This is a genomic window from Streptococcus australis (assembly GCF_015553625.1).
Taxonomy (GTDB): Bacteria; Bacillota; Bacilli; order Lactobacillales; family Streptococcaceae; genus Streptococcus; species Streptococcus australis_B.
Genome location: NZ_JADNGY010000013.1, coordinates 1 through 25272, shown reverse-complemented (window position 1 = coordinate 25272; position 25272 = coordinate 1). Strand labels below are relative to the sequence as shown.

25 protein-coding genes are annotated in these 25272 nt (G+C 42.5%); all 25 read left to right on the top strand.

What is annotated here, in order from left to right; all coding sequences use genetic code 11:
• Positions 1–9 precede the first annotated feature (9 nt).
• Entirely contained in the window at positions 10–561 is a 552-nt protein-coding gene (locus I2D56_RS09495) for an SP0191 family lipoprotein (RefSeq protein ID WP_023024703.1), read from the top strand.
• A gap of 141 nt (positions 562–702) precedes the next feature.
• A complete protein-coding gene (locus I2D56_RS09490) occupies positions 703–969 on the top strand; it encodes an IreB family regulatory phosphoprotein (protein ID WP_006597020.1) in 267 nt (88 codons plus the stop codon).
• Positions 969–1388 (top strand): Holliday junction resolvase RuvX, encoded by a 420-nt coding sequence (gene ruvX, locus I2D56_RS09485; RefSeq protein WP_023027379.1) that lies wholly within the window; start codon positions 969–971, stop codon positions 1386–1388. Before I2D56_RS09490 ends, ruvX begins: the two co-directional genes overlap by 1 nt.
• A gap of 17 nt (positions 1389–1405) precedes the next feature.
• Positions 1406–1717: a DUF1292 domain-containing protein gene (locus I2D56_RS09480; protein ID WP_006595405.1), complete on the top strand. Its 312-nt coding sequence runs from the start codon at positions 1406–1408 to the stop codon at positions 1715–1717.
• Between the two features lie 225 nt (positions 1718–1942).
• On the top strand, positions 1943–3190 hold the full coding sequence (locus I2D56_RS09475) for a bifunctional folylpolyglutamate synthase/dihydrofolate synthase (protein WP_195214240.1): 1248 nt from the start codon (positions 1943–1945) through the stop codon (positions 3188–3190).
• A gap of 121 nt (positions 3191–3311) precedes the next feature.
• A complete protein-coding gene (locus tag I2D56_RS09470) occupies positions 3312–3734 on the top strand; it encodes an SP_0198 family lipoprotein (protein ID WP_129822575.1) in 423 nt (140 codons plus the stop codon).
• A gap of 265 nt (positions 3735–3999) precedes the next feature.
• Complete coding sequence (gene cls, locus I2D56_RS09465; protein WP_195348421.1) at positions 4000–5535, top strand: cardiolipin synthase; 1536 nt, start codon at positions 4000–4002, stop codon at positions 5533–5535.
• A 150-nt stretch (positions 5536–5685) separates the two neighbouring features.
• Positions 5686–6549, top strand: a complete 864-nt coding sequence (locus tag I2D56_RS09460) for a hypothetical protein (protein ID WP_173018614.1) — start codon at positions 5686–5688, stop codon at positions 6547–6549.
• Positions 6550–7038: 489 nt separating this feature from the next.
• A complete protein-coding gene (locus I2D56_RS09455; protein ID WP_195214238.1) occupies positions 7039–8517 on the top strand; it encodes an LCP family protein in 1479 nt (492 codons plus the stop codon).
• Complete coding sequence (cps4B, locus tag I2D56_RS09450) at positions 8510–9241, top strand: capsular polysaccharide biosynthesis protein Cps4B (protein WP_129269788.1); 732 nt, start codon at positions 8510–8512, stop codon at positions 9239–9241. Before I2D56_RS09455 ends, cps4B begins: the two co-directional genes overlap by 8 nt.
• A 42-nt stretch (positions 9242–9283) precedes the next feature.
• Positions 9284–9979, top strand: a complete 696-nt coding sequence (locus tag I2D56_RS09445; RefSeq protein ID WP_129269790.1) for a Wzz/FepE/Etk N-terminal domain-containing protein — start codon at positions 9284–9286, stop codon at positions 9977–9979.
• Between the two features lie 12 nt (positions 9980–9991).
• Positions 9992–10687 carry a tyrosine-protein kinase gene (locus I2D56_RS09440; RefSeq protein ID WP_195214237.1) on the top strand — a complete coding sequence of 232 codons (696 nt, stop codon included), beginning with the start codon at positions 9992–9994 and terminating at the stop codon, positions 10685–10687.
• 19 nt (positions 10688–10706) lie between these two features.
• Positions 10707–12080, top strand: a complete 1374-nt coding sequence (locus I2D56_RS09435) for a sugar transferase (RefSeq protein WP_195214236.1) — start codon at positions 10707–10709, stop codon at positions 12078–12080.
• A 2-nt stretch (positions 12081–12082) separates the two neighbouring features.
• On the top strand, positions 12083–12868 hold the full coding sequence (locus I2D56_RS09430; protein ID WP_123160706.1) for a LicD family protein: 786 nt from the start codon (positions 12083–12085) through the stop codon (positions 12866–12868).
• A 17-nt stretch (positions 12869–12885) separates the two neighbouring features.
• Positions 12886–13611 (top strand): WecB/TagA/CpsF family glycosyltransferase, encoded by a 726-nt coding sequence (locus tag I2D56_RS09425; RefSeq protein ID WP_374030892.1) that lies wholly within the window; start codon positions 12886–12888, stop codon positions 13609–13611.
• A complete protein-coding gene (locus I2D56_RS09420; protein WP_123160704.1) occupies positions 13586–14671 on the top strand; it encodes a glycosyltransferase family 4 protein in 1086 nt (361 codons plus the stop codon). Before I2D56_RS09425 ends, I2D56_RS09420 begins: the two co-directional genes overlap by 26 nt.
• Positions 14668–15759, top strand: coding sequence for a non-hydrolyzing UDP-N-acetylglucosamine 2-epimerase (wecB, locus tag I2D56_RS09415; protein ID WP_195348420.1), 1092 nt, complete (start codon positions 14668–14670; stop codon positions 15757–15759). The genes I2D56_RS09420 and wecB overlap by 4 nt, the downstream gene beginning before the upstream one ends.
• The gene (locus tag I2D56_RS09410; protein ID WP_123160702.1) at positions 15759–16724 is read left to right on the top strand and encodes a glycosyltransferase family 2 protein; all 966 of its coding nucleotides are present in this window, start codon (positions 15759–15761) and stop codon (positions 16722–16724) included. The genes wecB and I2D56_RS09410 overlap by 1 nt, the downstream gene beginning before the upstream one ends.
• 55 nt (positions 16725–16779) lie before the next feature.
• A complete protein-coding gene (locus I2D56_RS09405) occupies positions 16780–17487 on the top strand; it encodes a 2-C-methyl-D-erythritol 4-phosphate cytidylyltransferase (RefSeq protein WP_118396286.1) in 708 nt (235 codons plus the stop codon).
• Between the two features lies 1 nt (position 17488).
• A complete protein-coding gene (locus tag I2D56_RS09400) occupies positions 17489–18514 on the top strand; it encodes a zinc-binding dehydrogenase (protein ID WP_129269806.1) in 1026 nt (341 codons plus the stop codon).
• A 6-nt stretch (positions 18515–18520) separates the two neighbouring features.
• Positions 18521–19939 (top strand): flippase, encoded by a 1419-nt coding sequence (locus I2D56_RS09395; protein WP_126404956.1) that lies wholly within the window; start codon positions 18521–18523, stop codon positions 19937–19939.
• Between the two features lie 202 nt (positions 19940–20141).
• Complete coding sequence (locus tag I2D56_RS09390) at positions 20142–21290, top strand: polysaccharide polymerase (RefSeq protein ID WP_129269808.1); 1149 nt, start codon at positions 20142–20144, stop codon at positions 21288–21290.
• A gap of 128 nt (positions 21291–21418) precedes the next feature.
• On the top strand, positions 21419–22516 hold the full coding sequence (glf, locus tag I2D56_RS09385) for a UDP-galactopyranose mutase (RefSeq protein ID WP_129269810.1): 1098 nt from the start codon (positions 21419–21421) through the stop codon (positions 22514–22516).
• 15 nt (positions 22517–22531) lie between these two features.
• Entirely contained in the window at positions 22532–23584 is a 1053-nt protein-coding gene (locus I2D56_RS09380) for a sugar transferase (protein WP_195348419.1), read from the top strand.
• Between the two features lie 144 nt (positions 23585–23728).
• Positions 23729–25272, top strand: a 1544-nt coding sequence (locus I2D56_RS09375) for a GBS Bsp-like repeat-containing protein (protein WP_195348418.1), incomplete at its 3' end; no start/stop codon positions are given.

Here is a 25272-nt window from a genome sequence, read left to right as displayed (position 1 = left end):
GGAGAAAACATGAAAAAATTTCTATTACTAGTCGTTGCTGGATTGCTTGTCTTGGTAGGTTGTGGGAATTCTCAATCAAAAGGGGGCAACTCCCTATCGAAAGATAGCGTCATCACTCGGACCTTTAAGATTGACAGAGATGTTGATGAAGTTGACGTGGTAGGTAAACAGGAAATCACAGTAACCGTATCCTACCAAGGAAAGAAATACAAGAAAGTTTCCATCAAACTAGCAACTCATGTGTCGGATGAATTCAAAGCTGAAATCAAGAAGTTGATCGATGCAGAGGATGATAAAGAAGGTGCCAAAGAAGCCTTGATCGAAGGTTACGAAGGAGAAGGTGGCATTGATGAATTGAGAGACTACGATGGAATCACCGTGACATCAGATTGGACAGGTGAAGCAATGGTCTCTGAGATTGAGATTGACCCTGATAAAGTAGACTTCGATGACATTAAAAACAGCGAAGACTTGGGAGAAATTTGCAAAATGATCAAGACCTATTCTCCAACGCTTTTCATCAAAAACATGGAAAAAAATGGTTTTAAAGAAGTAAAATAAAGTCATTGAAAACTGTAGAAGATTGCTTTCGGAAACAAGTGATGAAAAGTCCAAGAAAGCCCATGAAATCAGTAATTTTCATTTGAGAAAGTATGGAAATTATGATATAATAGTATGAATATAAAGAAAGAGGGTGGTATTGTGGGATTTACAGACGAAACAGTACGTTTTAATCTTGACGATTCAAACCGTAAAGAAATTAGTGATACATTAAAGGATGTCTACTTATCTTTGGATGAGAAGGGCTACAATCCAATCAATCAAATCGTTGGTTATGTACTCAGTGGTGATCCTGCTTATGTACCTCGTTATAACAACGCTCGCAACCAAATTCGTAAGTACGAACGAGATGAAATTGTTGAAGAATTGGTTCGTTACTACTTGAAAGGGCAAGGGATCGATCTCTAATGAGAATTATGGGACTAGACGTTGGCTCGAAGACAGTCGGAGTAGCCATCAGTGATCCATTAGGTTTTACTGCTCAAGGTCTGGAGATTATTCAGATTGATGAGGAGAAAGGAGAGTTTGGTTTTGACCGTCTCTCTGAACTGGTGAAGGAATACCGGGTTGATCGGTTTGTGGTTGGTTTACCGAAAAACATGAACAACACAAGCGGTCCTCGAGTGGAAGCGAGTCAAGCTTATGGAAAGCGCCTTGAAGAGTTATTCAACTTGCCGGTTGAGTATCAAGATGAGCGTTTGACGACCGTTGCCGCAGAGCGGATGCTGATTGAGCAAGCGGATATTAGCCGAAATAAGCGAAAAAAAGTAATTGATAAATTGGCTGCCCAGTTGATTTTGCAAAATTATTTAGATCGAAAATTTTAGAAAAAAGAGGAAATAAGATGGCACACAATCATGATCATGATCACAACCATGACGAACGCGAATTGATTACATTGGTAGATGAGCAAGGAAACGAAACCTTGTTTGAAATCCTTTTGACCATTGATGGAAAAGAAGAATTTGGTAAAAACTATGTTCTTTTGATTCCTGCAAATGCAGAAGAAGATGAAAACGGTGAAGTAGAAATCCAAGCTTACTCATTTACTGAAAACGAAGACGGAACAGAAGGCGACCTTCAACCAATCCCAGAAGATTCAGATGATGAATGGAACATGATTGAAGAAGTCTTCAACAGCTTTATGGAGGAGTGATACAGTCTGGGAGACTGTATCACCCCAACTCCAAGAGACTGGAAAGAGTTGGTAAGTTCAGTGAACATTTTTACCCTTGCGCTAGAAACAAGGACCGCAAGTAAGTCCAGTGGATGTTTTTAGCCCAGCTTCTAAAAATATTGGAAGTGAAATAAGAAACCAAAGAAATAGCAGAGCGTGAGCCAGCAAGAAGGCTTGATCGCTCTTTTCTTTTAGGAGAAAGAAATGAATCAAATTGAAGAATGGATGAATAGCCGAATTGGACTCAATTTTCGTTCAGGCTTGGGGCGGATGCAACAGGCTGTAAAGCTCTTAGGGGATCCTCATGAAGCTGTTCCGATGATCCATGTGACGGGGACTAACGGGAAGGGCTCAACCATTGCGTTTATGCGCCAACTATTCCAACAGCATGGTCTGAAAGTAGGGACCTTTACTTCTCCACATATCGTTAGTATGCATGATCGGATTTGTATCAATGGGCAACCAATTTCGGATCAAGATCTGATTCGCTTGGGTCAGAGCATCCAAGCGATGGAGTCTCAGCTTCTCGAGACCCACGACCAACTCTCTTACTTTGAGATCATCACCCTCTTGGCCTTTTTGTATTTCCATGAACAAAAAGTAGACCTGGCCTTGATCGAGGTTGGGATCGGAGGCCTCCTTGATACGACCAATGTTATCACAGGAGAGGTAGCAGTGATCACCTCAGTAGGGCTGGATCATCAGGAGACCTTGGGAGGAAGCCTAGAGGCCATTGCTAGGCAAAAAGCTGGAATCTTTAAAGCCGGGAAGCCGGCTGTTATCGGTCCACTGGCTAAAGAGGCTGAGCAAGTCTGCATAGAAAAGGCCCAGGCAATAGGCTGTCCATTGGCTCGCTATGGAGAAGATTTCCAACTGGTGAAGGGCGTCTTTCAAGATGCGCAGCATCGGTTTGACTCACTAAAAATTGGGCTCAATGGAGCTTATCAGGAAGAGAATGCTGCGGTGGCTCTCGAAGCCTTTCTCCTCTTCATGGAGCAGAGAGGTCTGGCGGTCGATGAAAACGGTGTTCGGGAGGCTTTGCAAGCGACTAGCTGGCCGGGTCGTCTGGAAAACTTTAGCCAAGGCATCTATCTAGATGGCGCTCATAACCCCCATGCCATCCATCGCTTGGTCGAATATGCCCGCACTTTTTCAGATAAGCGCGTGAAGATCCTCTTTGGTGCTTTAAAACGCAAGGATTACCAGGGAATGTTGGAGATCTTTTCAAGAGACTTGCCGGAGGCGGACTTAACGGTGACGACCTTTGCTTATGGGGAAGTTGTCCAAGAGGCGGATGGCTTAGGATATCCTTATGTAGCTGATTTCAGAGATTACATACAGGATTTTTATAGCCGACAAGATGGCCAAGAGCTGCTATTTGTCACTGGCTCACTCTACTTCATTTCAGAAGTTCGCGCTTATCTACTAGAGCAAGGAAAGAATCCTTTATAGGCAGTAACCCTCATCGGCCAGTCATAAAGATTGACCGAAAACTACCTCTATCGTATACTAAAGGTGAGCCACAAATGAACGGGGAAGTCCGTTGAAAAGTTGGCGCGAAAGGAGACCATCCATGGCAAAGAAAGTAACTGCTTTATTAGTAACAGCTACAGTCCTCCTACTTGGAGCGTGTTCGAACCAGCAAACACCATCGCAAACGAACACGTCATCAAGTGCGACGACCACAACGGCAACTTCTTCTCAACAGACAACGACTAGTCCGCAGGTTAACCAAGCAGGTCTGAACGGAACCTATATGGGAATGGATGAAAGCGATCAAGTGACGCTCGTCATCGCTGGTGATTCAGGGACTTGGACGGCTGTAGAGGCAGATGGAGAGCAAGAGCTGAAACAGGTCAAGCTAGATGCTGCCAACCAGATCCTCTTTATCGGAGATGATGGCTACCGCTATCAACTGGAGGGGAAACAATTGACCCTGAAAGAAGCGGATCAAGACTTGGGTGATCAGGATACGATTGTTCTGACCAAGAAATAAACTAGCAGAAATGAGAGTGGGACAGAAATCCTAGCCTCTCAATTGTCTTTGGATTGTCGAGCAAGACGCAGTGGTTGAGTGGGCTCTACTACGCTGATTTTATCAGCTTTTACAGCCCTACTCAACTGTGCGGAGGTGGGACGACGAAATCGAATTCTAACGAATTACCGATTTCTGTCCCACTCTCTTTTTTCATTTTATCGGGTTTGCGCTCCCTTCTTAGAACTGGTATACTAGTAGGGATTATAAAAGAAGGAGAATGAGGGTGAGTTTTCGAAAGATTCGATTGTTAATGTCCAAATATGGGTTCAGTATCCTCTTTATGGGGTTTGAACTCTGGCTGTCCTTTGCGGCCTTCTTTTGGCTAAATGAATGGTTCCCCAATTGGATGTCTGTCACCATCATGGTCCTCTTGTACATCTCGACCATTTTGGCGATCGTCAACCGCAATATGCCTCCAGAGAGCAAGGTGACCTGGCTCTTGATTGCCGTCATCCCAGTCTTTGGCTTCCTTCTTTACCTCATGTTTGGGGAGCGTCGTCTGTCCAAAAAAGAAATGGTTCAGTTGGAAAATATGGAGTCCATGAATTTCCGTGAGGATAACAGCCACGAGCTTCGCCTCCAGTTAAAGGAAGAGAGCAAGACCGTCTATGGGATGGTCAAGTCTATTCTATCCATGGACCACAATGCAGACCTCTACAACGGGACAGCTTCGACCTTTTTTCCACTAGGGGACCAGATGTTTCCACAATTGTTGGAGGATTTGCGCTCAGCCAAGAAATTTATCTTTCTCGAATTTTATATCATCGAGGAAGGTCTGATGTGGAACAGCATCCTAGATATCCTACTTGAGAAAGTTAAAGAAGGGGTCGAAGTGAAGCTGTTATACGATGATATTGGCTGTATGGCGACCCTTAAGGGGAACTATACCAAACGCTTGCGCAAGTTAGGTATTGATGCCCACAAGTTTAACAAGGTGGTGCCACGATTAACGGTGGCCTATAACACCCGAGACCACAGAAAGATCTTGGTCATTGATGGCCAGATTGGCTATACAGGTGGGGTCAACCTAGCGGATGAGTATATCAACCAGAGAGAACGCTTCGGCCATTGGAAGGATAGTGCAGTGCGCTTGGATGGTCGAGCCGTCAAGGCCTTGACGCGACTTTTTCTCATGAACTGGTACATTAACCAGGGAGAAATTGAAGATTTTGATAAATACCATATGGAAAACCAAGCGGTAGATGGTGAAGGTTTCTATATCCCCTTTGGTAGTGGACCGAAACCGATCTATAAGTCCCAGGTTGGTAAGGCTGTGTATCAGAATATCATCAATCAGGCAACGGACTATGTCTATATTACGACCCCTTATTTAATCATTGATTATGATTTGACAGAAGATATTCGAAATGCGGCACTCCGAGGCGTTGACGTACGCATCGTGACCCCCTCCATTCCGGATAAAAAGTTGATCCAAATCGTTACACGAGGGGCTTATCCAGACCTGATGGAAGCAGGGGTAAAAATCTATGAGTACACTCCAGGCTTTATCCATAGCAAGCAAGTATTGGCCGATGATGAAGTCGCAGTAGTCGGGACCATCAATTTTGACTATCGGAGTCTAGTCCATCACTATGAGAATGCTGTCTGGATGTATCGAAGCCCAGAATTGACCAAGATCCGAGCGGATTTTGAAGAGATATTCTTCGTATCTCAGCAGATCCAGTTGGACACTTTCCGGATCACCTGGTACCAGCATTTGATCAAAGAAATTATGCAGTTATTTGCGCCCATGCTATAGGTGCTTAGACCCCTCCATAATAGAAGGGGTCTTTTTTATTACGAAGGAGAGACAAAATATTACAATTTCCTTACATAGGCTTGTCTAAGAATGTTCAAGGGGGCTATTTTTGGTATAATGAACATAATCTATAAAAAATAAGGATAACTTATGAAAAAGCTCGTAAAATATGGTGTCTTACCAGCCTGCTTGTTGTTGTTGGCAGCTTGTTCGTCAAAACCAGCTACTGAGAAAAAACCAGCCAAAGAGGACAAGGTAGAACAATCTAGCGAATCAAAAGAAGAAAAAACAAAAAAACAAATTGAGAAAGATGGAGATATCATTCTTCGTGCCATCTTCACTGACCATTCTTCTGGTTTCACAACTTTGATGGGAACATCGGTTGATAAGTGGAAAAAACAAATTACTGAAAAATTTGTTGATGAAAATGCATCAAAATATCTACCTGCAGAAGACTTCACGCTTGAACTGACAACTGAAACATTCACTCCAGAAAAAATCTTGGAATTGTTTGACCAAGCTCGTTTCAAAGTGTTAGCAACGATTGGTGATGACTATGAAATCACTAAGGTTGAAGACGAAGGAGATACTGCGACAGTTACCTTCAAATCTCGTGCGATTGCAACACGTGACTTGGCTAACTTGATCAACCGTGCAAAATCTAGTTTGTTTGAAAACGGAATTGAAGATGTTAAAAAATTAGAAGACAACACAGATCCAGAACTAGAAAAACGCTTGTCTCTATTGAACAACTTCTTGTTCTATTATGCCTTTGACCGTTTGAATGAAGACTTTGGTTACATCGAACCACGCGAGTATACTTTGGAATTGACTAAAACCAAAGAAGGACGTTACATCCTTAGCGATGAAAGCTTCCTTGAATTGCGTAAGGAAATCTTTGTAAACGAATATTCTGCTGATGGAGCTGAAACTCGTAAAGGAAGCAATTCCTCACAGAGTGACTCAACTAGCAAGGATTCAGATACAAGTTCAACCTCAAAAGATAAAGTATAAATCTATACAAAAGGTGAGTTTCCTCACCTTCAGATTGAAGATAAAGTCTTCCGAAAAACTTTCCTTAGGTGAGTGCGGACGTCAGCGAACTTCGAAGAAGTTCCATGACTTAGTTTTGAGCCCCCTCGCTCTTTAATTTCTGGGCTCGGGCTAAAACAGTTTCCCAAACTGTTTTACTCTCAAAACTCCCGAGTGCCTGAAACTATTGTGTTTCAGGCACTTTTCTCATAGCGGAAAGTTTTTAATCTTCTTAAATGGCAAAATAAATCATTTTTGAAGAGTAACTGGCTGTTTTATGTAAAATAATAGTTTATCTACATTCAAAAAGGTGAGTTTCCTCACCTTTTTTATTTACTCATTTCTTTGTCCCATATTGCTGTACAGAGAGCTCAGAATAGTATAAAATTAATAGTGGAGAATTGGGCCTAGATTCCGATTTTTAGGCTGATTTTATGTTATAATATTTAAGAAAATAGTATGGGGGATAAAATGAATCAAAGCAGAAAAAACAAACGCTCAACTAGAACTAGCAGTTGGGATCAGCTACGGATTGTCAATAGCGGTCTCTGGGTCTTAACGCTACTTGTGGCTGGGCTCTTTCTTTATAATGTCTTTAGCTACAATATCCTAGCCTTTCGCTATTTGAATATCCTTGTGACGGCCTTGCTGGTTGGCGGACTTTTTTTAACCTTGGGTTTGATCCTTGCAGGCAAGGCTAAAAAGACGACGCTATTTTTATTGGTCCTGGGCTTGCTAGGAACCTCTGTGGGAACCTATGTTACCCAGCAATTGGTCGATGTCGCTGGAAATGTGAACAGAAATGCCAATTATACGGAATTTGAAATGGCTGTCTATGTCAAAGATGATAGCCCAATCCAAGATATCAAAGAAATCAGCAGTGTAGCAGCGCCTACGGGGAATAATAATGCAGATGATCTGATGGCCCTAGTAGAGGAAGTGAAGAAAACGCGCCAGCATGACTTGACCATCGAAGATGTGGAATCTTATGCGGCAGCCTACCAGGCCCTACAAGAAGACAAGACGAAAGCCATCGTCCTGAATAGTACCTTTGAAGATACTGTAGCAAGTGTGGATGCTGACTACGCAAAAAAAATAAAGAAAATCTACTCTTACAAGATCCGTCGCCAAGTGGAAACCAAGGCAAAGGCAGATGCCAATGCGGATACCTTTAACATCTATGTCAGCGGGATTGACACTTACGGTCCAGTCACTTCGGTTTCTCGGTCTGATGTCAATATTATCATGACGGTCAATCGAAAGACCAAGCAAGTCTTGCTGACCACGACTCCGCGTGACGCCTATGTTCCAATTGCTGATGGCGGGAACAACCAAGGGGATAAGTTGACCCACGCTGGGATTTACGGAGTAGATGCGTCTATTCATACCTTAGAAAATCTGTACGACATCAAGATTGACTACTATGTCCGCTTGAACTTCACATCCTTCTTGAAGCTTGTCGACCTCGTCGGAGGGATTGATGTAGAAAATGATCAAGAGTTTACAAGTCTACACGGGAACTACCACTTCCCTGTAGGGGAAGTTCACTTGAATTCGGAACAGGCCCTTGGCTTTGTCCGTGAACGCTACTCTCTCGAAGGTGGAGACAACGATCGTGGGAAGAACCAAGAAAAAGTCATCGCAGCCATTATCCATAAATTAACATCGACCAAAGCATTGAGCAATTACAACGAAATCGTTTCTGGTTTACAAGATTCCTTGCAAACCAATATGCCCTTGCCAACCATTATGAATTTGGTCAATACACAGTTGGAGACTGGTGGAAGCTACAAGGTGACTTCACAAGCTGTCACTGGACAAGGACGAAATGACTTGCCTTCATATGCGATGCCAGGATCTGCTCTTTACATGATGGAGCTGAATGCTGATAGCGTGGCACAAGCCAAAGAAAAAATAAACCAAACCATGGAAGGAAAAAACAATGATTGATATTCATTCACACATTGTCTTTGATGTGGATGATGGACCAAAGACGATTGAGGATAGCAAGCTCCTCATCGAGGAAAGCTACCGTCAAGGGGTTCGTACCATCGTTTCGACGTCCCATCGTCGAAAAGGGATGTTTGAAACCCCAGAAGAAAAGATCTATCAAAACTACTTGGCAGTAAAAGAGATGGTAGAGACCTATCTGCCTGAAATGAAACTGCATTTCGGAGCAGAAATCTACTATACGCGAGATATCCTAGAAAAGCTAGAAGCCGGGACTATTCCAACGCTTGCTGAGACCAGTTTTGCCTTGATCGAGTTTAGTATGGCGACCCCCTACAAGGAGATTCACCAGGCCTTAAGTGCAGTTTTGCGCTTAGGAGTGACTCCGGTGGTTGCCCACATTGAACGCTACCACTGTTTGGAAAAAAATGAAAAACGGGTGCGAGAATTAATCCGAATGGGATGCTATACCCAGATCAATAGTTCGAGTGTCCTCAAGCCGAAGTTGTTTGGTGATCGCTATAAGTTCATGAAACATCGTGCCCAATATTTCTTGGATAAGGACTTGGTCCATTTTGTTGCCAGCGATATGCACAATGTTGATCAGCGCCCTCCATACATGGACCAGGCTTATCAGTTGATTGAAAAACGCTACGGTAGTGACCGGGCGCGTGCCCTTTTTGTTGAAAATCAGCAAACATTATTGGATGACGAATTGTTTTAATCATCAAGTTCCATCACGGAGATTGAAAAGGAGAAAGTGAATATGAAAAACCAAGAGAGCAAAGAGATCGAATTGGATGTGGTCTCCCTCTTTAAAACCTTATGGCGTCGTAAATTCTCAATTCTAATTACGGCCTTGCTATTTGCGATCGGAGCCCTAGGCTACAGCGCATTTGTGGCGAAGAAAATCTACCAAAGTACCAGTCGTATCTACGTGGTCAGCCGTCAGAATCAAGAAAACAATGCCTTGACCAACCAAGATCTTCAAGCGGGATCCTACTTGGTTAAAGACTATCGCGAGATTATCCTTTCTCAAAACGTCTTGAACCAGGCTATTGAAGAGTTGAAGTTGGAAATGACGCCAGCAGAGCTTGCTAAGAAAGTCTCAGTAGCAGTTCCGACAGATACTCGGATTTTGTCTATCACAGCATCAGATCCAGATCCCAAAGAAGCAGCTCGGATCGCGAATGGTTTGAAAGATGTAGCGGCAGAAAAAATTATTGCTGTAACAAAGGTGTCTGACGTGACAACATTGGATGAGGCAGTTGTCCCGCAGAATCCTTCTTCACCAAATATCAAACGAAATGTTGTCATTGGCTTTGTCCTTGGTGGTGTCTTGATTTCCATTCTGGTGATCTTGTCAGAGGTATTGGATGACCGTGTGAAGAAACCAGAAGATATCGAAGAAGTGATGGGCATCACACTATTAGGTGTGATCCCTAGTGTGAAGAAACTGTAAGAGGGAGAATTCATGGCAACCTTAGAAATTGTAAAAAGCAAATTAGCAGCGATGACTCAGGCTGAAGAATATTTTAATGCCTTGAGTACCAATATTCAGTTGAGTGGGACGAATATCAAGGTCGTTGCCATCTCATCTGTGCAACCAAACGAAGGAAAATCAACCATTTCTACGAATTTAGCGACAGCCTTTGCGCGTGCGGGCTATCGTACCTTGTTGATTGATGCGGATATCCGTAACTCGGTGATGACAGGTGTCTTCAAGAGCCAAGGCCGTGTCGCTGGATTGACAGAAGTCCTTTCTGGTAAGAGTGAGATTTCCCAAGCGATTGCGACGACAGATTATCCAAAATTGGACGTTCTCTTGTCAGGTCAGATTTCTCCAAACCCGACAGGTCTCTTGCAAAGTAAAAACTTCGAGGTCATCCTTGAGGCGCTTCGCAATCACTATGACTATATCGTTGTCGACACCCCACCAATTGGGATGGTGATTGATGCAGCGATTATTGCTCAACGCTGTGATGGTAGCTTGATTGTGACGGCAGCAGGAGCTGTTAGTCGCAAGGCTGTGCAGAAGGCCAAAGAGCAACTAGAGCAGACGGGGACACCCTTCCTAGGAGTGGTCCTCAATAAATTTGATATTCAATTAGAAAAATATGGTTCCTATGGTAATTACGGGAACTATGGCAATTATGGGAAAAAAAGATAAGGGATAGGATAGGGATATTATGACAGAAGGAAGGGGATTTCACAAATTTGCTTTGGCCTTTGTCCAGAGCTTACCAGTCTTAGTTGTGGCTTATTTGTTTAGTTTTGTGACAGAGACAGAAATCCACTCTAATACAATTTTCTATCTGTATTTGTTGCATTACGTAGCCTTTTACGTCAGTGATTACAACCAAGATTATTTCAAGCGGGGGCACCTGGTTGATTTCTTACAAACCTTGAAATACAGCTTGTGTTTCGCGCTTGCCATCAGTTTTTCGAGCTTCTTTTTGGAGGAGAAGTTCTCCCTCTCCCGTCGGGGGATGATTTATTTTCTAGTGCTTCTTACTCTGACTCTTTACTTGATGAACTACCTCATCAAACGCTATTGGCGACGCTTCTATTACAGCCTTAAAGGAAGTCACAAGATTCTCTTGATTACGGCAAATTCTCGTTTGGATAAAGTTCTGGATCGGCTTCTTTCGTCAAATGATAGCGGTGGAGAAGTAATAGCTGTCACAGTATTGGACCGCCCAAACTTTCAACACCCAACTGTTCGGGTTGTTCCGAAGGAAGACCTGTTAACCTTTGCGACCTATGAAGTGGTAGACGAAGTCTTTCTCAATCTTCCAAGTGAAGAGTATGACATTGGTGAGTATGTCTCACAATTTGAGACTATGGGGATTGACGTCACCGTTAACCTCAATGCTTTTGATTTGAACTTTGCTGGCAACAAACGGATTCGAGAAGTGGCTGGGCTCAATGTCGTCACTTTCTCGACTAACTTCTACAAACCTAGCCACGTGACCGCGAAACGTGTGATCGATATCTGTGGCTCCTTGGTAGGCTTGGTTATCTGTGGTTTGGTAGCGATTGTATTGGTACCTTTGATTCGCAAGGATGGAGGTCCTGCTATTTTTGTCCAGAAACGAGTCGGGAAAAATGGGCGCTATTTCAAATTTTATAAATTCCGTTCGATGTATGTCGATGCAGAGGAGCGGAAAAAAGAATTGTTGGATCAAAACACCATGACCGGTGGCATGTTTAAAATGGATAATGACCCTCGGATTACGCCGATTGGGCGCTTTATCCGCAAGACCAGTCTAGATGAGTTACCACAATTCTTCAATGTTCTAAAGGGAGATATGAGTCTGGTTGGAACCCGTCCGCCAACAGTGGATGAGTATGAGAAATACACTCCAGAACAAAAACGTCGCTTGAGTTTTAAGCCTGGTATTACAGGGCTTTGGCAGGTGAGTGGTCGTAGCGAAATTACAGACTTTGATGAAGTCGTTCGCTTAGATATATCTTATATTGATGGCTGGACGATCTGGTCAGATATTAAAATCTTGCTGAAAACGATCAAAGTTGTGTTTAAACGAGATGGAGCGAAGTAAGAATGAGTAAAGTAAGACAGATTCAATTAGGAGAGTTGTCCTTATTAGAAAAGTATATTGAGATTTGTTCTAAGTACAATCTTCGCTATTATGCTTTAGGTGGGACTTTATTAGGAGCTATTCGTCACAAAGGATTTATTCCCTGGGATGATGATATGGATTTGGGAATGCCTAGAAAAGATTATGAAAAATTCCTGGAAATTTGCGAAAAGGAATTGCCAGATCATGTCATCCTAAGAATCCATGATGATAATTTGGGTAACACATCCATCATGGATACTTCCCTTCAAATTGAATTTGGTGGGGTTGTGTGTAGTCCTTTTATCGATGTGTTTCCTTTAGATGGTTATCCATCAGATGGTTTCCACTATTTCTTACACACCAATAAAATTAAGTATTATCGTGCCCTTTCAAAAATATCTGTTATTAATCGCCTGCATAATCGCGACCGAGGTTTCTTTGAAAATACAATTGTGAAGGTCTCTAAGGTCCTTCACCTAGACAAGTTACTAAATACTGAAAAAATCAATCAGAAGTTACAAAATACGATCAAAAAATATGACTTTGAGACAAGTGATCTCGTGGGGAATGTCTTAGGATCCTATCGCGAGAGAGAATTGGCCTACAAAGAAGTATTCGGGGAGCCACAACTCCTTGATTTTGAAACTATTAAAATCAGTGGTCATGCCGATCCGGATGCATATCTGACAAAGATCTATGGCAATTATATGAAGCTGCCTGAAAAATCAGAGCAAAAAGGTCACTTTGAATCCACTTGGGGAGAATAAGTTTGAAAAGTTTTACAATGATGGGGGTCAGGATTGACCCTTTAACAATGGCTGAAACCGTTGCTGCTACAGAACAGTTTGTCCTAGATAAAAAACCGCTCCATTTGATGGGGGTCAACGCAGATAAGCTCAATCAGTGTGCGACAGATGAGGCCATCAAGAAGATTGTCAATGAGTCTGAAATCATCAATGCAGACGGTGCTTCTGTTGTTCTCGCTGCGCGCTATTTGGGCTATTCTGTGCCAGAGCGCGTGGCAGGCATTGATTTGATGCAGGAATTGCTCCATTTGGCCAATGAAAAAGGCTACTCTGTCTACTTCTTCGGTGCAAAAGAAGAAGTCTTGAGCGATATGCTGGCTAACTTTAAAAAGGATTATCCGAATCTCCGAGTAGTGGGTCATCGCAATGGCTATTTCTCTGCTGAAGAGGAGGAGGCTATTCAAGAGGATATTCGTGAGAAGAATCCTGACTTTGTCTTTGTTGGCATCACCTCTCCTAAAAAGGAGTACTTGATCCAGAAGTTTATGGACAATGGCGTAAACTCTGTCTTTATGGGAGTAGGAGGAAGCTTTGATGTCCTCTCAGGCCATATCAAGCGGGCGCCTATGTGGATGCAAAAGGCCAATCTGGAATGGTTGTTCCGTGTGGCCAATGAACCCAAACGGCTCTTCAAGCGCTATTTTGTAGGAAATGCGACTTTTATTAAGAGAGTAGTACATGAAAAACGGAAAGCAAAAAAATAATATTCTTCATATTTCTCGGACCATGGACATCGGTGGGGCGGAGCGAATTGTCTATCAGTTGGCGACAGACCTCAAGGATGAATTTGACCAGGTTCATGTCGCTTCGACTGGTGGATTGTGGGAAGAAAAGTTGGCAGAAAATGGGATACAGCATCATCAGATTTTGGATGTCGATAGTAAGAATCCATCCACTGTACTTGCTATTCTTTCTAGCCTATCTAAAATTATAAAAGACCAGCAGATCAATATTGTTCACACCCATCATCGAATGGCTGCTTTCTATATTCGTTTATTGCAATTGCGTCATCCGAAATTGCTTCATGTCTACACAGCCCATAATGTTTTTAAGGACAAATTGCCACTTTATAAATTTGCCCTAGGAAAGGCTCGAACGGTTGCTGTTAGTCAAGCTGTCCAGGAAAATATCCTTAATGACGTAAAGTCAAAAAACTCTGTTGTGATTTATAATGGAGTGAAAATGCAACACAGTGATCATACAGTAAATGACATTACTAAGTGTGACGGTATCAAAGTAGGTTGTATAGCTCGCTTATCGGAACAAAAAGGCTTAACTTATCTAATCGAAGCCATGTCACTAGTGACAAAGCCAAACGTCTCCCTATTCATTATTGGTAACGGAGAATTGAGAAATGATTTGATAAAACAAACAAAAGAGTTGGCGCTTGAAAAGAGAATTCATTTTTTAGGCTACCGGAGTGACATAGTAGAGTGTATCAATAGCTTTGATTTTTGTGTTCTTCCATCAGTCTTTGAAGGATTTGGATTGGTCGCAATCGAGGCCTTTATGAACGGTAAAACGATGATTGCAACAGATATTCCAGGTGTGAATGAAGTAGTCAACTCTGAGAATGGGATCCTCGTCCCAGCTGAGAATCCGCAAGCCTTGGCTCAAGCAATTAAAGACTTAGCAGGGAATCCTGAGAGAAGAGCCTCTTTGGCTGCTCAAGCAAAGAGGGATTATGATACCAAGTTTAGCTATTCTATCTTCTTAGACAACTATCGACACTTTTACCAATCGTTGAGAAAGGGTTCAAAATGAAAAAAGTACTGTTGGTTTTTGGGACGCGTCCAGAAGCCATTAAAATGTGTCCTTTGGTGAATGAACTCAAGCAGCACAATACGATTGAGACAGTGGTCTGTGTAACAGGACAACACAAGGAAATGTTAGAACAGGTCTTGGAGGTCTTTCAGGTTACTCCAGATTATGATCTTGGTATCATGAAGGCTAACCAAACCTTGTTTACCATTACGACATCAATCTTAGAGAAAATCCAACCGGTCTTGGAGAAGGAGAAGCCTGATATTGTCCTCGTCCATGGGGATACCACTACCACCTTTGCGACAGCTTTGGCGGCCTTTTATATGGGTATCAAAGTGGGTCATGTGGAAGCAGGTTTACGGACTTACAACCTTCAAAGTCCTTATCCCGAGGAGTTTAATCGTCAGGTTACGTCTATTGTGGCAGACTACAACTTTGCTCCGACCCAGGTTTCAAAAGCGAACCTAGAAAAAGAAGGACGTACCAATATCTTCATTACGGGAAATACAGTAATTGATGCCTTAAAGACAACGGTGAAAGAAGACTATGATCATCCTATTTTAGGATGGGCGAAAGGAAGTAAACTCATCATGTTGACGGCCCATCGTCGCGAAAATCTTGGGAAACCCATGGAACACATGTTCCGTGCGGTCAACCGGATTTTGGAAGAGTTTGAAGATGTGAAGGTGGTCTATCCCATTCACAAAAATCCAAAGGTCAGAGAATTGGCCAGCAAGATTTTTGGAGAGAATGAACGAATGAAAATCATTGAGCCACTGGAAGTGATTGATTTTCATAATTTCATGAACCAAAGCTATATGATTTTGACGGACTCAGGTGGCGTCCAAGAAGAAGCGCCTTCTTTAGGGAAGCCGGTCCTTGTCATGCGCGATACAACTGAACGTCCAGAAGGTGTGGCCGCAGGGACTCTGAAATTGGTCGGAACAGAAGAAGCCATCTATCGCAACTTTAAGCTCCTTCTGGAAGACCAAGACGAATACAAGAAGATGAGCCGGGCAAGCAATCCCTATGGGGATGGAACGGCTTGTCAACAGATTGTAGAAATTATCATGAAGGGATTAGCATAATGGAAAAGGTTTCGATTGTCGTACCGGTCTATAATGTCGAGGAGTATTTACAGTATAGTGTCGGTAGTCTTAGACAACAGACCTATTCAAATATTGAAATCATCCTGGTCGATGATGGATCAACCGATCGTTCAGGAGAAATTTGTGACCAGTATGCCCAGGAAGATGACCGTATTCGAGTATTGCATATTGAGAATGGTGGACTTTCTAATGCTCGAAATACGGGTGTAAGAGCTGCAACAGCTCATTGGATAATGTTTCTAGATTCAGATGATTACTATGATCGCAGGACCGTTGAATATTTGATGGGATTGAAAGAACAGTATAATGTTGATTTTGTATCGACTCCGGTCATTGAAGTTAGAAATCATGAGGACAAAGATTTTTCGGGTGACATAAATGAAAAGAGTCCAAGAAAATTGGATCGTCATACAGCTCTCAAAGAGATGTTCTATGGTCGCCATGTAGGGACTCATTCGGGGGGGAAACTCTATAAGAAAGAGATTCTACTTCAATATCCCTACCCTGAAGGAATGATTTATGAAGACTTAGCCATTGCGTATGAACATATTGCTACTTGCAAGGAGATTGCTATTAGCGACCTCAATCTCTATAAATACTATCGAAGAGCGGGTAGTATCGTTAATTCGAAGTATAGCGATCGCCTTTTGGATTTTTATAAGGCTATGGAATGGAACAGAGCCTATGTTGATCGAGACTATCCTGATGATCAGGAAATGAAAAAAGCAGTCAATACACGCTATGTCTTTAATGGCTTGCATGTGGTCCATGCCTTATTAGGTTCTCAAATGTATGACCAAGTCAACAAGATTCGCAAAGAATATCGTCGCTATTGGAAAGATATTCTAGTCAATTCACATATTACAAGAAAAAATAAACTCAAATACCTTCTTTTGCTCCTTTCTCCTCAGTTGTATCAAAAGGTGAGAGCAAAATTAGGCTAGATCGCCAATGGCTATATTCTAGGGAAGGAAAAGATACAAAAACAGGAGGTTTAGGATGATTTATGCTGGGATTTTAGCAGGTGGAACTGGCTCACGGATGGGGATTACGGATATGCCCAAACAATTTTTGGATTTGGGGGGACGTCCTATTTTAATCCATACCGTTGAGAAGTTCTTATTAGTTCATGAAATTCAGAAAATTGTATTGGGAATTCATCCGGACTGGGTGACTTATACGGAAGATCTAGTAGACAAATACTTGGCTTCTTATAAGGAACGGATCTTGGTTGTAGAGGGAGGAAGTGACAGAAACTCTACCATCGAAAATATCATCAAGGCTATCGATAAGGTGCAGCCTTTAACAGATGAGGATATTATTGTTACACATGATTCGGTTCGTCCCTTTGTCAGCCTAAAGACCATTCAAGAAAATATTGAATTGGCCAAGAGCCATGCTGTTGTAGATACAGTCGTTGAAGCGACCGATACTATTGTTCAAAGCTTGGATAATACCTTTATCACGGATATCCCAGAGCGGCAATACCTCTATCAGGGTCAAACCCCTCAGACCTTTAAAATGAAAGATTTCCTCGCCTTGTATCATGATTTGAGTGACCAGCAGAAAGAAGTCTTGACGGATGCCTGCAAGATCTTTGTCATCAATGGGGAAAAAGTTGCCCTGGCCAAAGGGGAATATTCCAATATTAAAATTACGACGATTACAGATTTGAAAATTGCACGCGGTATGATTGAGGACAATTAATATGTTGAACCAAATCTTTCAGCTGACCCAGCCGAAAAATATTACCATCAAATACCAAGAAGAAGACATGAGCCGTGGAGACAAGGTGTTGATTCGCCCCTATTACATGGCTATTTGTCATGCGGACCAACGTTACTATCAAGGGAAACGGGATCCTAAGGTGCTTAAAAAGAAATTACCCATGGCCCTGATCCATGAGTCGTCTGGTATCGTGGTAGCGGATTCTACGGGAACCTATCAACCAGGACAGATTGTGGCTATGGTTCCCAATCAACCTCCTCATCAAACAGAGGGTGTCTTCTTTGAAAATTATTTGGAGGGGACGCACTTCTTGTCTAGTGGCTTTAATGGCTTTATGCAGGAAGTTGTTGCCTTGCCACTGGATCGTGTAGTGGCTTATCCAGAGGAAGTTCGGGGTCCTGTGACAGCCTTAGCGGAATTTAGTAGTGTTGCCATGCATGCCATTCATCGCTTTGATCTCATTGCCCACCAACGAAGAGAGTCCGTTTTGATTTTAGGAGATGGTAGTCTTTCATATGTGGTTGCGACTTCTTTGCACTATCTATACCCAGATTTGAAGATAACTGTAGTTGGGCGCAACAGTGATAAACTGCAATTGTTTAATTTCATTCATCAAGCAATTTTGACCAGCGAGTTGACAGACGACCAACTGTTTGATCACGCCTTTGAGTGTACTGGTGGCCAAGGAAGTGAACCAGCCATCAATGATATTATTGATCATATCAAGCCTCAAGGAACCGTGATGTTAATGGGGGTTAGTGATAACCGGGTCGCAGTTAATACAAGAGATGTTCTTGAAAAGGGATTGACCTTTGTGGGGTCTTCTCGCTCAGGTCGTGAAGATTTCGAGCGGGCTGTAGAGATGCTGGCTAATCGTCGAGTCCAAAGTCGTTTGAAAAACATTATTCACGTTGATGGAGAAGTTCAAACCATTCCAGATATTCACCGAGCTTTTGCGACGGATTTGATCACACCGTTTAAAACGGTCTTCAAGTGGGGATTGTAGACAGTCATGAAAGTGTTAAAAAATTACGCCTATAATCTCTCCTACCAGTTGCTGGTGATTATCTTGCCGATTATCACCACCCCTTATGTAACACGGGTTTTTAGCTCGAATGACTTGGGGACCTATGGCTATTTCAACTCCATCGTCACCTATTTTATCCTCTTGGCGACGCTAGGAGTGGCCAATTATGGAACCAAAGAGATCTCAGGACATCGGAAAGATATCCAGAAGAATTTCTGGGGGATTTATACCCTCCAGTTGGGGGCTACGATTTTATCTCTTACCCTTTATGTTCTTTTGTGTCTCACCCTACCTTCCATGCAAAATCCTGTTGCTTATATCCTAGGACTTAGTTTGGTTTCTAAGGGACTCGACATTTCTTGGCTCTTTCAGGGATTAGAAGATTTTCGCAAGATTACGGTTCGGAATATCACGGTCAAACTAGTTGGAGTCATCTCCATCTTCTTGTTTGTCAAATCTGCCAATGATCTGTATCTCTATGTATTCTTACTGACCATCTTTGAGCTCTTAGGTCAGCTCAGTATGTGGCTACCTGCTCGGGAGTTCATTGGGAAAGCCCATTTTGATATGGCTTATGCACGGGTGCATTTGAAGCCGGTCATTCTGCTCTTTTTACCGCAGATTGCCATTTCCCTCTATGTCACCTTGGACCGAACCATGCTGGGGGCTCTCGCCTCTACAAAGGATGTGGGGATTTATGACCAAGCCTTAAAACTGGTCAATATTTTGTTGACCTTGGTGACCTCACTGGGCAGTGTCATGTTGCCTCGGGTATCGAGTCTCTTATCCTCAGGAGACCACAAGGCGGTTAATAAGATGCACCAAATGTCCTTTTTGATTTATAATTTGGTCATTTTCCCCATTATTGCCGGCATGCTAATCGTCAATGATGACTTTGTTCAGTTCTTCCTAGGGAAGGACTTCCAGGATGCGCGTTATGCCATTGCCATCATGATTTTTAGAATGTTCTTTATCGGATGGACCAATATCATGGGGATTCAAATTCTGATCCCTCATAATAAAAATAAAGAATTTATGATTTCGACTACTGTACCTGCCATTGTCAGTGTCGGATTGAACCTCATCTTCCTACCAAAACTGGGCTTTATTGGAGCTGCGATTGTCTCAGTGTTGACAGAAGCTTTGGTATGGGGGATTCAACTCTACTTCACACGAGCTTATCTTAAAGAAGTGCCGATTATAGGCTCAATGATGAAGATTGTGCTCGCTTCAGGCCTCATGTATGGTCTCTTGCTACTAGTCAAGTCCATTGTCCATTTTTCGCCGACTCTGAATGTCGTTCTGTATGCTGGACTAGGTGGGGTCATCTATGGAACCTTGATTTTACTCTTCAAGGTGGTGGATGTGAAAGAGTTGAAACAGCAATTTACGAAACGTGCATAGAGCAAGACTCATCCATAAAGATGGAAGAGGTACTTGCTAGACGAAATAATGGTAACTATGAAAAGAGAGGCCGAGAAAGGAAAGATAAAAGATTCTTGATCAGCTTGGATATAAATAGTGAGATGGACACTTCTGTCTGGCACAAGACGAACCTGTCTCTTGTTATCCGTGCTTTCTTGTTTTTTATCAATGTATTATCAATATGTTAAAAATGAAATTTGACGACCTCCTCGTTAGTGTTGTCGTAGCTATCGTCATATTCTTTAATACCCTATCAACAACGATGTTGAATAAAGGGATTTTTCACATGAATGCAAGCACTCTTTTGTTAGTAGTCTTACTATTAGCATTGCGATTTTGGAACAAGATTCATGTTTCTTATACGTACTTGTTATTTTCATTAGCCTTACTATCAATTGGTGTCCTCGTATTTGTGAAAACTGGTAGACTCAATTTTTTAGTCTATTCCTTATTGATGTCCTTGTTAATAAGTGCAGATAGGAAGGTTGTTTTACGGACCTATATCTTTGTTGGTGGAAGTATTCTTGTATCAGTCTTCTTCCTGTCTCTTTTAAAAGTTATTCCGAACTTGCAATATAGTCGGGGAGGCGTTATTCGGAATTCCTTTGGGTTTATCTATCCTACGGATTTTGCCTCGCACTGTTTTTATCTTTTCATAGCGATTTCTTATCTGTTGAAGAATCGTTACATCTGGTTACGGACCCTGAGTGGGCTTTTCTTGGCCGTCTTTCTCATCAAGTTTTGTGACGCTCGGATGAATGCTTATTCACTGCTTGTAGGAACCTTGGTTTTTGTTTTCTTTTATTTAACCAAGGAAAAGAAAATTGGGCTCTATGCCCTCATGCCCTACTCAGCTGCGCTCTTTTCTTCCCTCATTCTCTATCTGACTTATCACTTCTCATGGACTTCGCCTTTCTATGTAAAAATCAATCAATTTATTACAGGGCGCTTAGCCTTAGGGAAAAATGCCTTTAATTTATACGAATTGAATTGGTTTGGAACCAGAGGCGTTCAATTTATTGGTTCAGGGGGAAGTACAGAGTCTGTTCTCAGCTACAACTATGTTGATTCTTCCTACGTTCAAATGCTCTTCACTTATGGTATTATTCCGGTACTTGCTTTGATTTTAATTTATGTTCTAGTATCTAGGGATGAATTCAAGAAAGGGAGATATCTTTACGTTGCTATTCTTTCTTTGATCACTGTCAACTGTATGATTGAAGCCTTTTGGTTTGTACCTTCTTATAATATTTTTATGTTTATCCTCTTCACTCGAAACACGGTGGATGTTAACTCATCGACAACAGTCGGTGAGTCAGCATTAAGTTAGTGATAATCTCAGCAGTCGTTGGAGGACTCATATAAGGTAAAAGAATACGATTGTTGGACATGTTTTTGTATCAGTTCGAAGCATGCTAAGTTAAAAACTGATGACTATATTTTTAAAGGGAGACAACTATGTACGATTATCTGATTGTTGGTGCTGGTTTATCGGGGGCAATTTTTGCTCATGAGGCGACCAAGCGTGGTAAAAAAGTAAAAGTCATTGATAAACGGGACCACATTGGTGGCAATATCTACTGTGAAGAAGTGGAAGGGATCAATGTTCACAAGTATGGTGCCCACATTTTCCATACGTCTAACAAAAAAGTGTGGGACTATGTCAACCAGTTCGCTGAGTTTAACAACTATATCAACTCGCCGGTGGCTAACTACAAGGGGAGCCTCTACAATCTTCCCTTCAACATGAATACCTTCTATGCTATGTGGGGCACTAAGACTCCTCAAGAAGTCAAGGATAAGATTGCTGAGCAAACAGCTGATATGAAGGATGTTGAACCGAAAAACTTGGAAGAACAAGCCATCAAGTTGATTGGTCCGGATATCTATGAAAAGTTGATCAAGGGCTATACAGAAAAACAATGGGGACGTTCTGCCACAGACCTTCCACCATTTATCATCAAACGTCTTCCGGTTCGTCTGACCTTTGATAATAACTACTTTAATGACCGTTACCAAGGGATTCCAATCGGTGGCTATAACGTCATCATCGAAAACATGCTGGGTGATGTGGAAGTAGAGCTTGGAGTTGACTTCTTTGCCAATCGTGAAGAGCTAGAAAGCTCAGCTGATAAAGTTGTCTTTACAGGGATGATTGACCAGTACTTTGACTACAAACATGGGGAGTTGGAGTACCGTAGCCTTCGTTTTGAACACGAGGTCTTGGATGAGGAAAACTATCAAGGGAATGCCGTGGTCAACTATACCGAGCGTGAAATTCCATATACTCGGATCATTGAGCACAAGCATTTCGAGTATGGAACTCAACCTAAGACAGTTATCACACGTGAATACCCAGCTGACTGGAAACGGGGAGATGAACCCTACTACCCAATCAATGATGAAAAGAACAACGCTATGTTTGCCAAGTACCAAGAAGAAGCCACTAAAAATGACAAGGTGATCTTCTGTGGGCGCCTAGCAGACTATAAATACTACGACATGCACGTGGTCATTGAGCGTGCTCTAGAAGTCGTGGCAAATGAGTTTGATTAAGAGAAACGATAATCTATGAAATACTATTTAAAAGAAGAATTCCTGCATGATGTCAACGCAAAGAACGCAGGAAATAAAGCACGCAATGACGTAGAAAGTATTGTGAAAGAAGAAGGCTATCATCCCTTGGTCCTTTCTGTCGACAATTGGTATCAGATGAGTACCCTTACGGCTCAACGCCATAAGGCAAAGGCTTTTGGTCAAGCCTTGGATCAACTAAAGCAAGGAGATGAGTTGCTGATCCAGTTTCCAATGCTTCACCATAGTTTTTTCTCAACCCATTTGGTTAAAAAAGCACAAAAAAGAGGGATTAAAGTCTATCTCTTGATTCATGACCTAGAAGTGCTTCGCCATGCCAATATGACTTCACTACCTTTAAAACACAGAATTCGGATGTACCTTCAAGAAGCAAGTTTTCTCAAAACAGCTGATGGGATCATCGCCCACAATCCAGTTATGAAATCTGTCTTGGTAGACAAGGGAATTGCGGAAGATAAGATTGTCAGCCTTGGAATTTTCGACTATATGATTCCAGATTACCAAGAGAAAGATGGTCTATCAAAGGATCAACCAATCATTGTAGCAGGGAATTTGGCCCAGAAAAAAGCTGGTTATCTCTATGCTCTTCCTGCAAAACCTGCCTACAACCTCTATGGTGTTGGCTTTGATGAGAGTAGAGCCCTAGAGAATGAGACCTACTTTGGCTCTTTCCTACCGGATGAACTTCCTGCTGCTCTTGAGGGTGGTTTTGGACTTGTCTGGGATGGGGATAGTGCGGAAACCTGTAATGGTGTTTTTGGCGAGTACCTTCGCTACAACAACTCTCACAAGGCATCGCTTTATCTAGCATCGGGCTTCCCGCTTGTAGTGTGGAAACAGTCAGCTTTATCTCACTTTGTCCTTGAGAAGGGCTGTGGGATTGCAGTAGAGTCGCTCCATGACTTGAAGGAGACCATCGACAATCTTTCAGATGCCGATTACCAAGATTTGGTAGATAATGCCAAGCGTGTTGGTCAGGAAATCCGAGATGGTCACTACTTGAAGACAGCCTTAAATCATTTATCATAAGATCAAAAGAAGTCAGACGGACTTCTTTTTTTAGTTTTTCAAAAAATATCACTAATTTTAAAAATTCGCCTTATAAAACTTTTCATCGCTGAAACCGTGTGGTAAAATGATTAACGTATAAAATTTGTATAAAGGGAAGTTTATATGAAAAAGAAAGATCTTATTTTTTATGCCGGAGCGGCAGTCTTGATGGCTGTATCTGCTCAGGGAGTCAGTGCAGATGAGCTGGTTTCAAACGAGGCCACTACTACTGAAGGCAACCAAGTCCAAGCTGAAAAAGCGCCAGAAGTAGCCGTTGCTGAAAAGTCGGTAGCACCAATCGCAAGTAACTATGCTGCACCAGCAAATGTGACCGAACCAGCTGTGGCACCTGCGAGCAAGGTCGCGGCTTCAGAAAGTGGAACCCCATCTGTAGAGAAAGCGGTAGAAGCATCGACTACTGAGAAAGAAGAAACTCCTCTTCCATCTGATACAGGAAGCACGACCTTCTTTAACACAGGCACTCACGCTCCAGCTGGTCGCTCAACAGATGTAGCGGTTCAGCCAAAATCATTCGTTGATGTGAGTAGCCACAACGGAGAGATTAGTATTGGTGACTATCGTACCCTAGCTAATAAGGGCGTGGGCGGTGTTGTTGTTAAATTGACAGAAGACACTTGGTACAAGAACCCGAATGCGGAGAACCAAATTCGCAATGCGCAAGCAGCAGGTCTGCAAGTATCGACCTACCACTTCTCTCGCTATACTTCTGAAGAAGCAGCGCGTACAGAAGCACGGTTTTATATTGCAGCGGCGCAACGGTTGAATCTTCCAAAGAACACCCTCATGGTCAATGACTTTGAGGATGCTAAGATGCAGCCAAACATCAACCGCACCACCCAAGCTTGGGCAGATGAAATGCGTAAAAATGGCTACACCAATTTGATGTTCTACACCAGTGCTAGCTGGTTGGATGAAAACAATCTTCGCAAGAAAGGTCCAGTCAACACCTCTCAATTTGGCCTTCAAAACTTCTGGGTTGCCCAATACCCTTCTCCAAAACTGTCTGTAAACGATGCGAAAAGCTTGCGTTACAATGGGAAAGCTGGCGCGTGGCAGTTCACTTCTCAAGCGGAATTGCTTCCAGGAAAACACCTCTTTGACCACAGTGTGGACTATACCGGTCGCTTTACAGCGAACGCAAAACCTGCAGCGGATCCAACAGAAGGCAGCTTAAGTGGGAAGATTGACATTGTCAATAACGATACTATGACGGGTCGCTTTGACGTTGTCATCTCAAATGTCAAGGCACCAAATGGAGTTCGAACCGTTTCTGTACCGATCTGGTCAGAAACAGGTGGTCAAGATGACCTTGTTTGGTATACAGCCAATCGTCAAGCAAATGGGACCTATACCGTCAATGTAAAAGCGGCGGACCATAAAAACTCAACCGGTCTTTACAATATCCATCTTTACTATGTTCAGAACAATGGACAAATGACGGGTGTGGGTGGAACAACGACGACAGTAGCCATTGGAAAGAAAAATCAGACTCCGGTTTCAGCGGATCTGACTATTGCAAAATCAGAAAAAGACGGCACCTTCACCATTACTGCTAAAAATCTTCAAGGTTTCGATGGCTACAAGGAAGTGAAGATTCCATTCTGGTCTCATGCCAATGGGATGAAAGATATTATCTGGTACACTCC

Bases quoted from the DNA above. Each gene is read 5' to 3' on its own strand.
- I2D56_RS09405 (WP_118396286.1), top strand. From the start codon at position 16,780: ATGATTTATGCTGGGATTTTAGCAGGTGGAACTGGCTCACGGATGGGG.
- I2D56_RS09460 (WP_173018614.1), top strand. From the start codon at position 5,686: ATGAAAAAGCTCGTAAAATATGGTGTCTTACCAGCCTGCTTGTTGTTG.
- glf (WP_129269810.1), top strand. From the start codon at position 21,419: ATGTACGATTATCTGATTGTTGGTGCTGGTTTATCGGGGGCAATTTTT.
- I2D56_RS09445 (WP_129269790.1), top strand. From the start codon at position 9,284: ATGAAAAACCAAGAGAGCAAAGAGATCGAATTGGATGTGGTCTCCCTC.
- I2D56_RS09495 (WP_023024703.1), top strand. From the start codon at position 10: ATGAAAAAATTTCTATTACTAGTCGTTGCTGGATTGCTTGTCTTGGTA.
- I2D56_RS09475 (WP_195214240.1), top strand. From the start codon at position 1,943: ATGAATCAAATTGAAGAATGGATGAATAGCCGAATTGGACTCAATTTT.
- ruvX (WP_023027379.1), top strand. From the start codon at position 969: ATGAGAATTATGGGACTAGACGTTGGCTCGAAGACAGTCGGAGTAGCC.
- I2D56_RS09455 (WP_195214238.1), top strand. From the start codon at position 7,039: ATGAATCAAAGCAGAAAAAACAAACGCTCAACTAGAACTAGCAGTTGG.
- I2D56_RS09420 (WP_123160704.1), top strand. From the start codon at position 13,586: ATGAAAAACGGAAAGCAAAAAAATAATATTCTTCATATTTCTCGGACC.
- I2D56_RS09395 (WP_126404956.1), top strand. From the start codon at position 18,521: ATGAAAGTGTTAAAAAATTACGCCTATAATCTCTCCTACCAGTTGCTG.
- I2D56_RS09480 (WP_006595405.1), top strand. From the start codon at position 1,406: ATGGCACACAATCATGATCATGATCACAACCATGACGAACGCGAATTG.
- I2D56_RS09435 (WP_195214236.1), top strand. From the start codon at position 10,707: ATGACAGAAGGAAGGGGATTTCACAAATTTGCTTTGGCCTTTGTCCAG.
- I2D56_RS09440 (WP_195214237.1), top strand. From the start codon at position 9,992: ATGGCAACCTTAGAAATTGTAAAAAGCAAATTAGCAGCGATGACTCAG.
- I2D56_RS09430 (WP_123160706.1), top strand. From the start codon at position 12,083: ATGAGTAAAGTAAGACAGATTCAATTAGGAGAGTTGTCCTTATTAGAA.
- I2D56_RS09390 (WP_129269808.1), top strand. From the start codon at position 20,142: ATGTTAAAAATGAAATTTGACGACCTCCTCGTTAGTGTTGTCGTAGCT.
- cps4B (WP_129269788.1), top strand. From the start codon at position 8,510: ATGATTGATATTCATTCACACATTGTCTTTGATGTGGATGATGGACCA.
- I2D56_RS09400 (WP_129269806.1), top strand. From the start codon at position 17,489: ATGTTGAACCAAATCTTTCAGCTGACCCAGCCGAAAAATATTACCATC.
- I2D56_RS09410 (WP_123160702.1), top strand. From the start codon at position 15,759: ATGGAAAAGGTTTCGATTGTCGTACCGGTCTATAATGTCGAGGAGTAT.
- I2D56_RS09470 (WP_129822575.1), top strand. From the start codon at position 3,312: ATGGCAAAGAAAGTAACTGCTTTATTAGTAACAGCTACAGTCCTCCTA.
- wecB (WP_195348420.1), top strand. From the start codon at position 14,668: ATGAAAAAAGTACTGTTGGTTTTTGGGACGCGTCCAGAAGCCATTAAA.
- I2D56_RS09425 (WP_374030892.1), top strand. From the start codon at position 12,886: ATGATGGGGGTCAGGATTGACCCTTTAACAATGGCTGAAACCGTTGCT.
- I2D56_RS09380 (WP_195348419.1), top strand. From the start codon at position 22,532: ATGAAATACTATTTAAAAGAAGAATTCCTGCATGATGTCAACGCAAAG.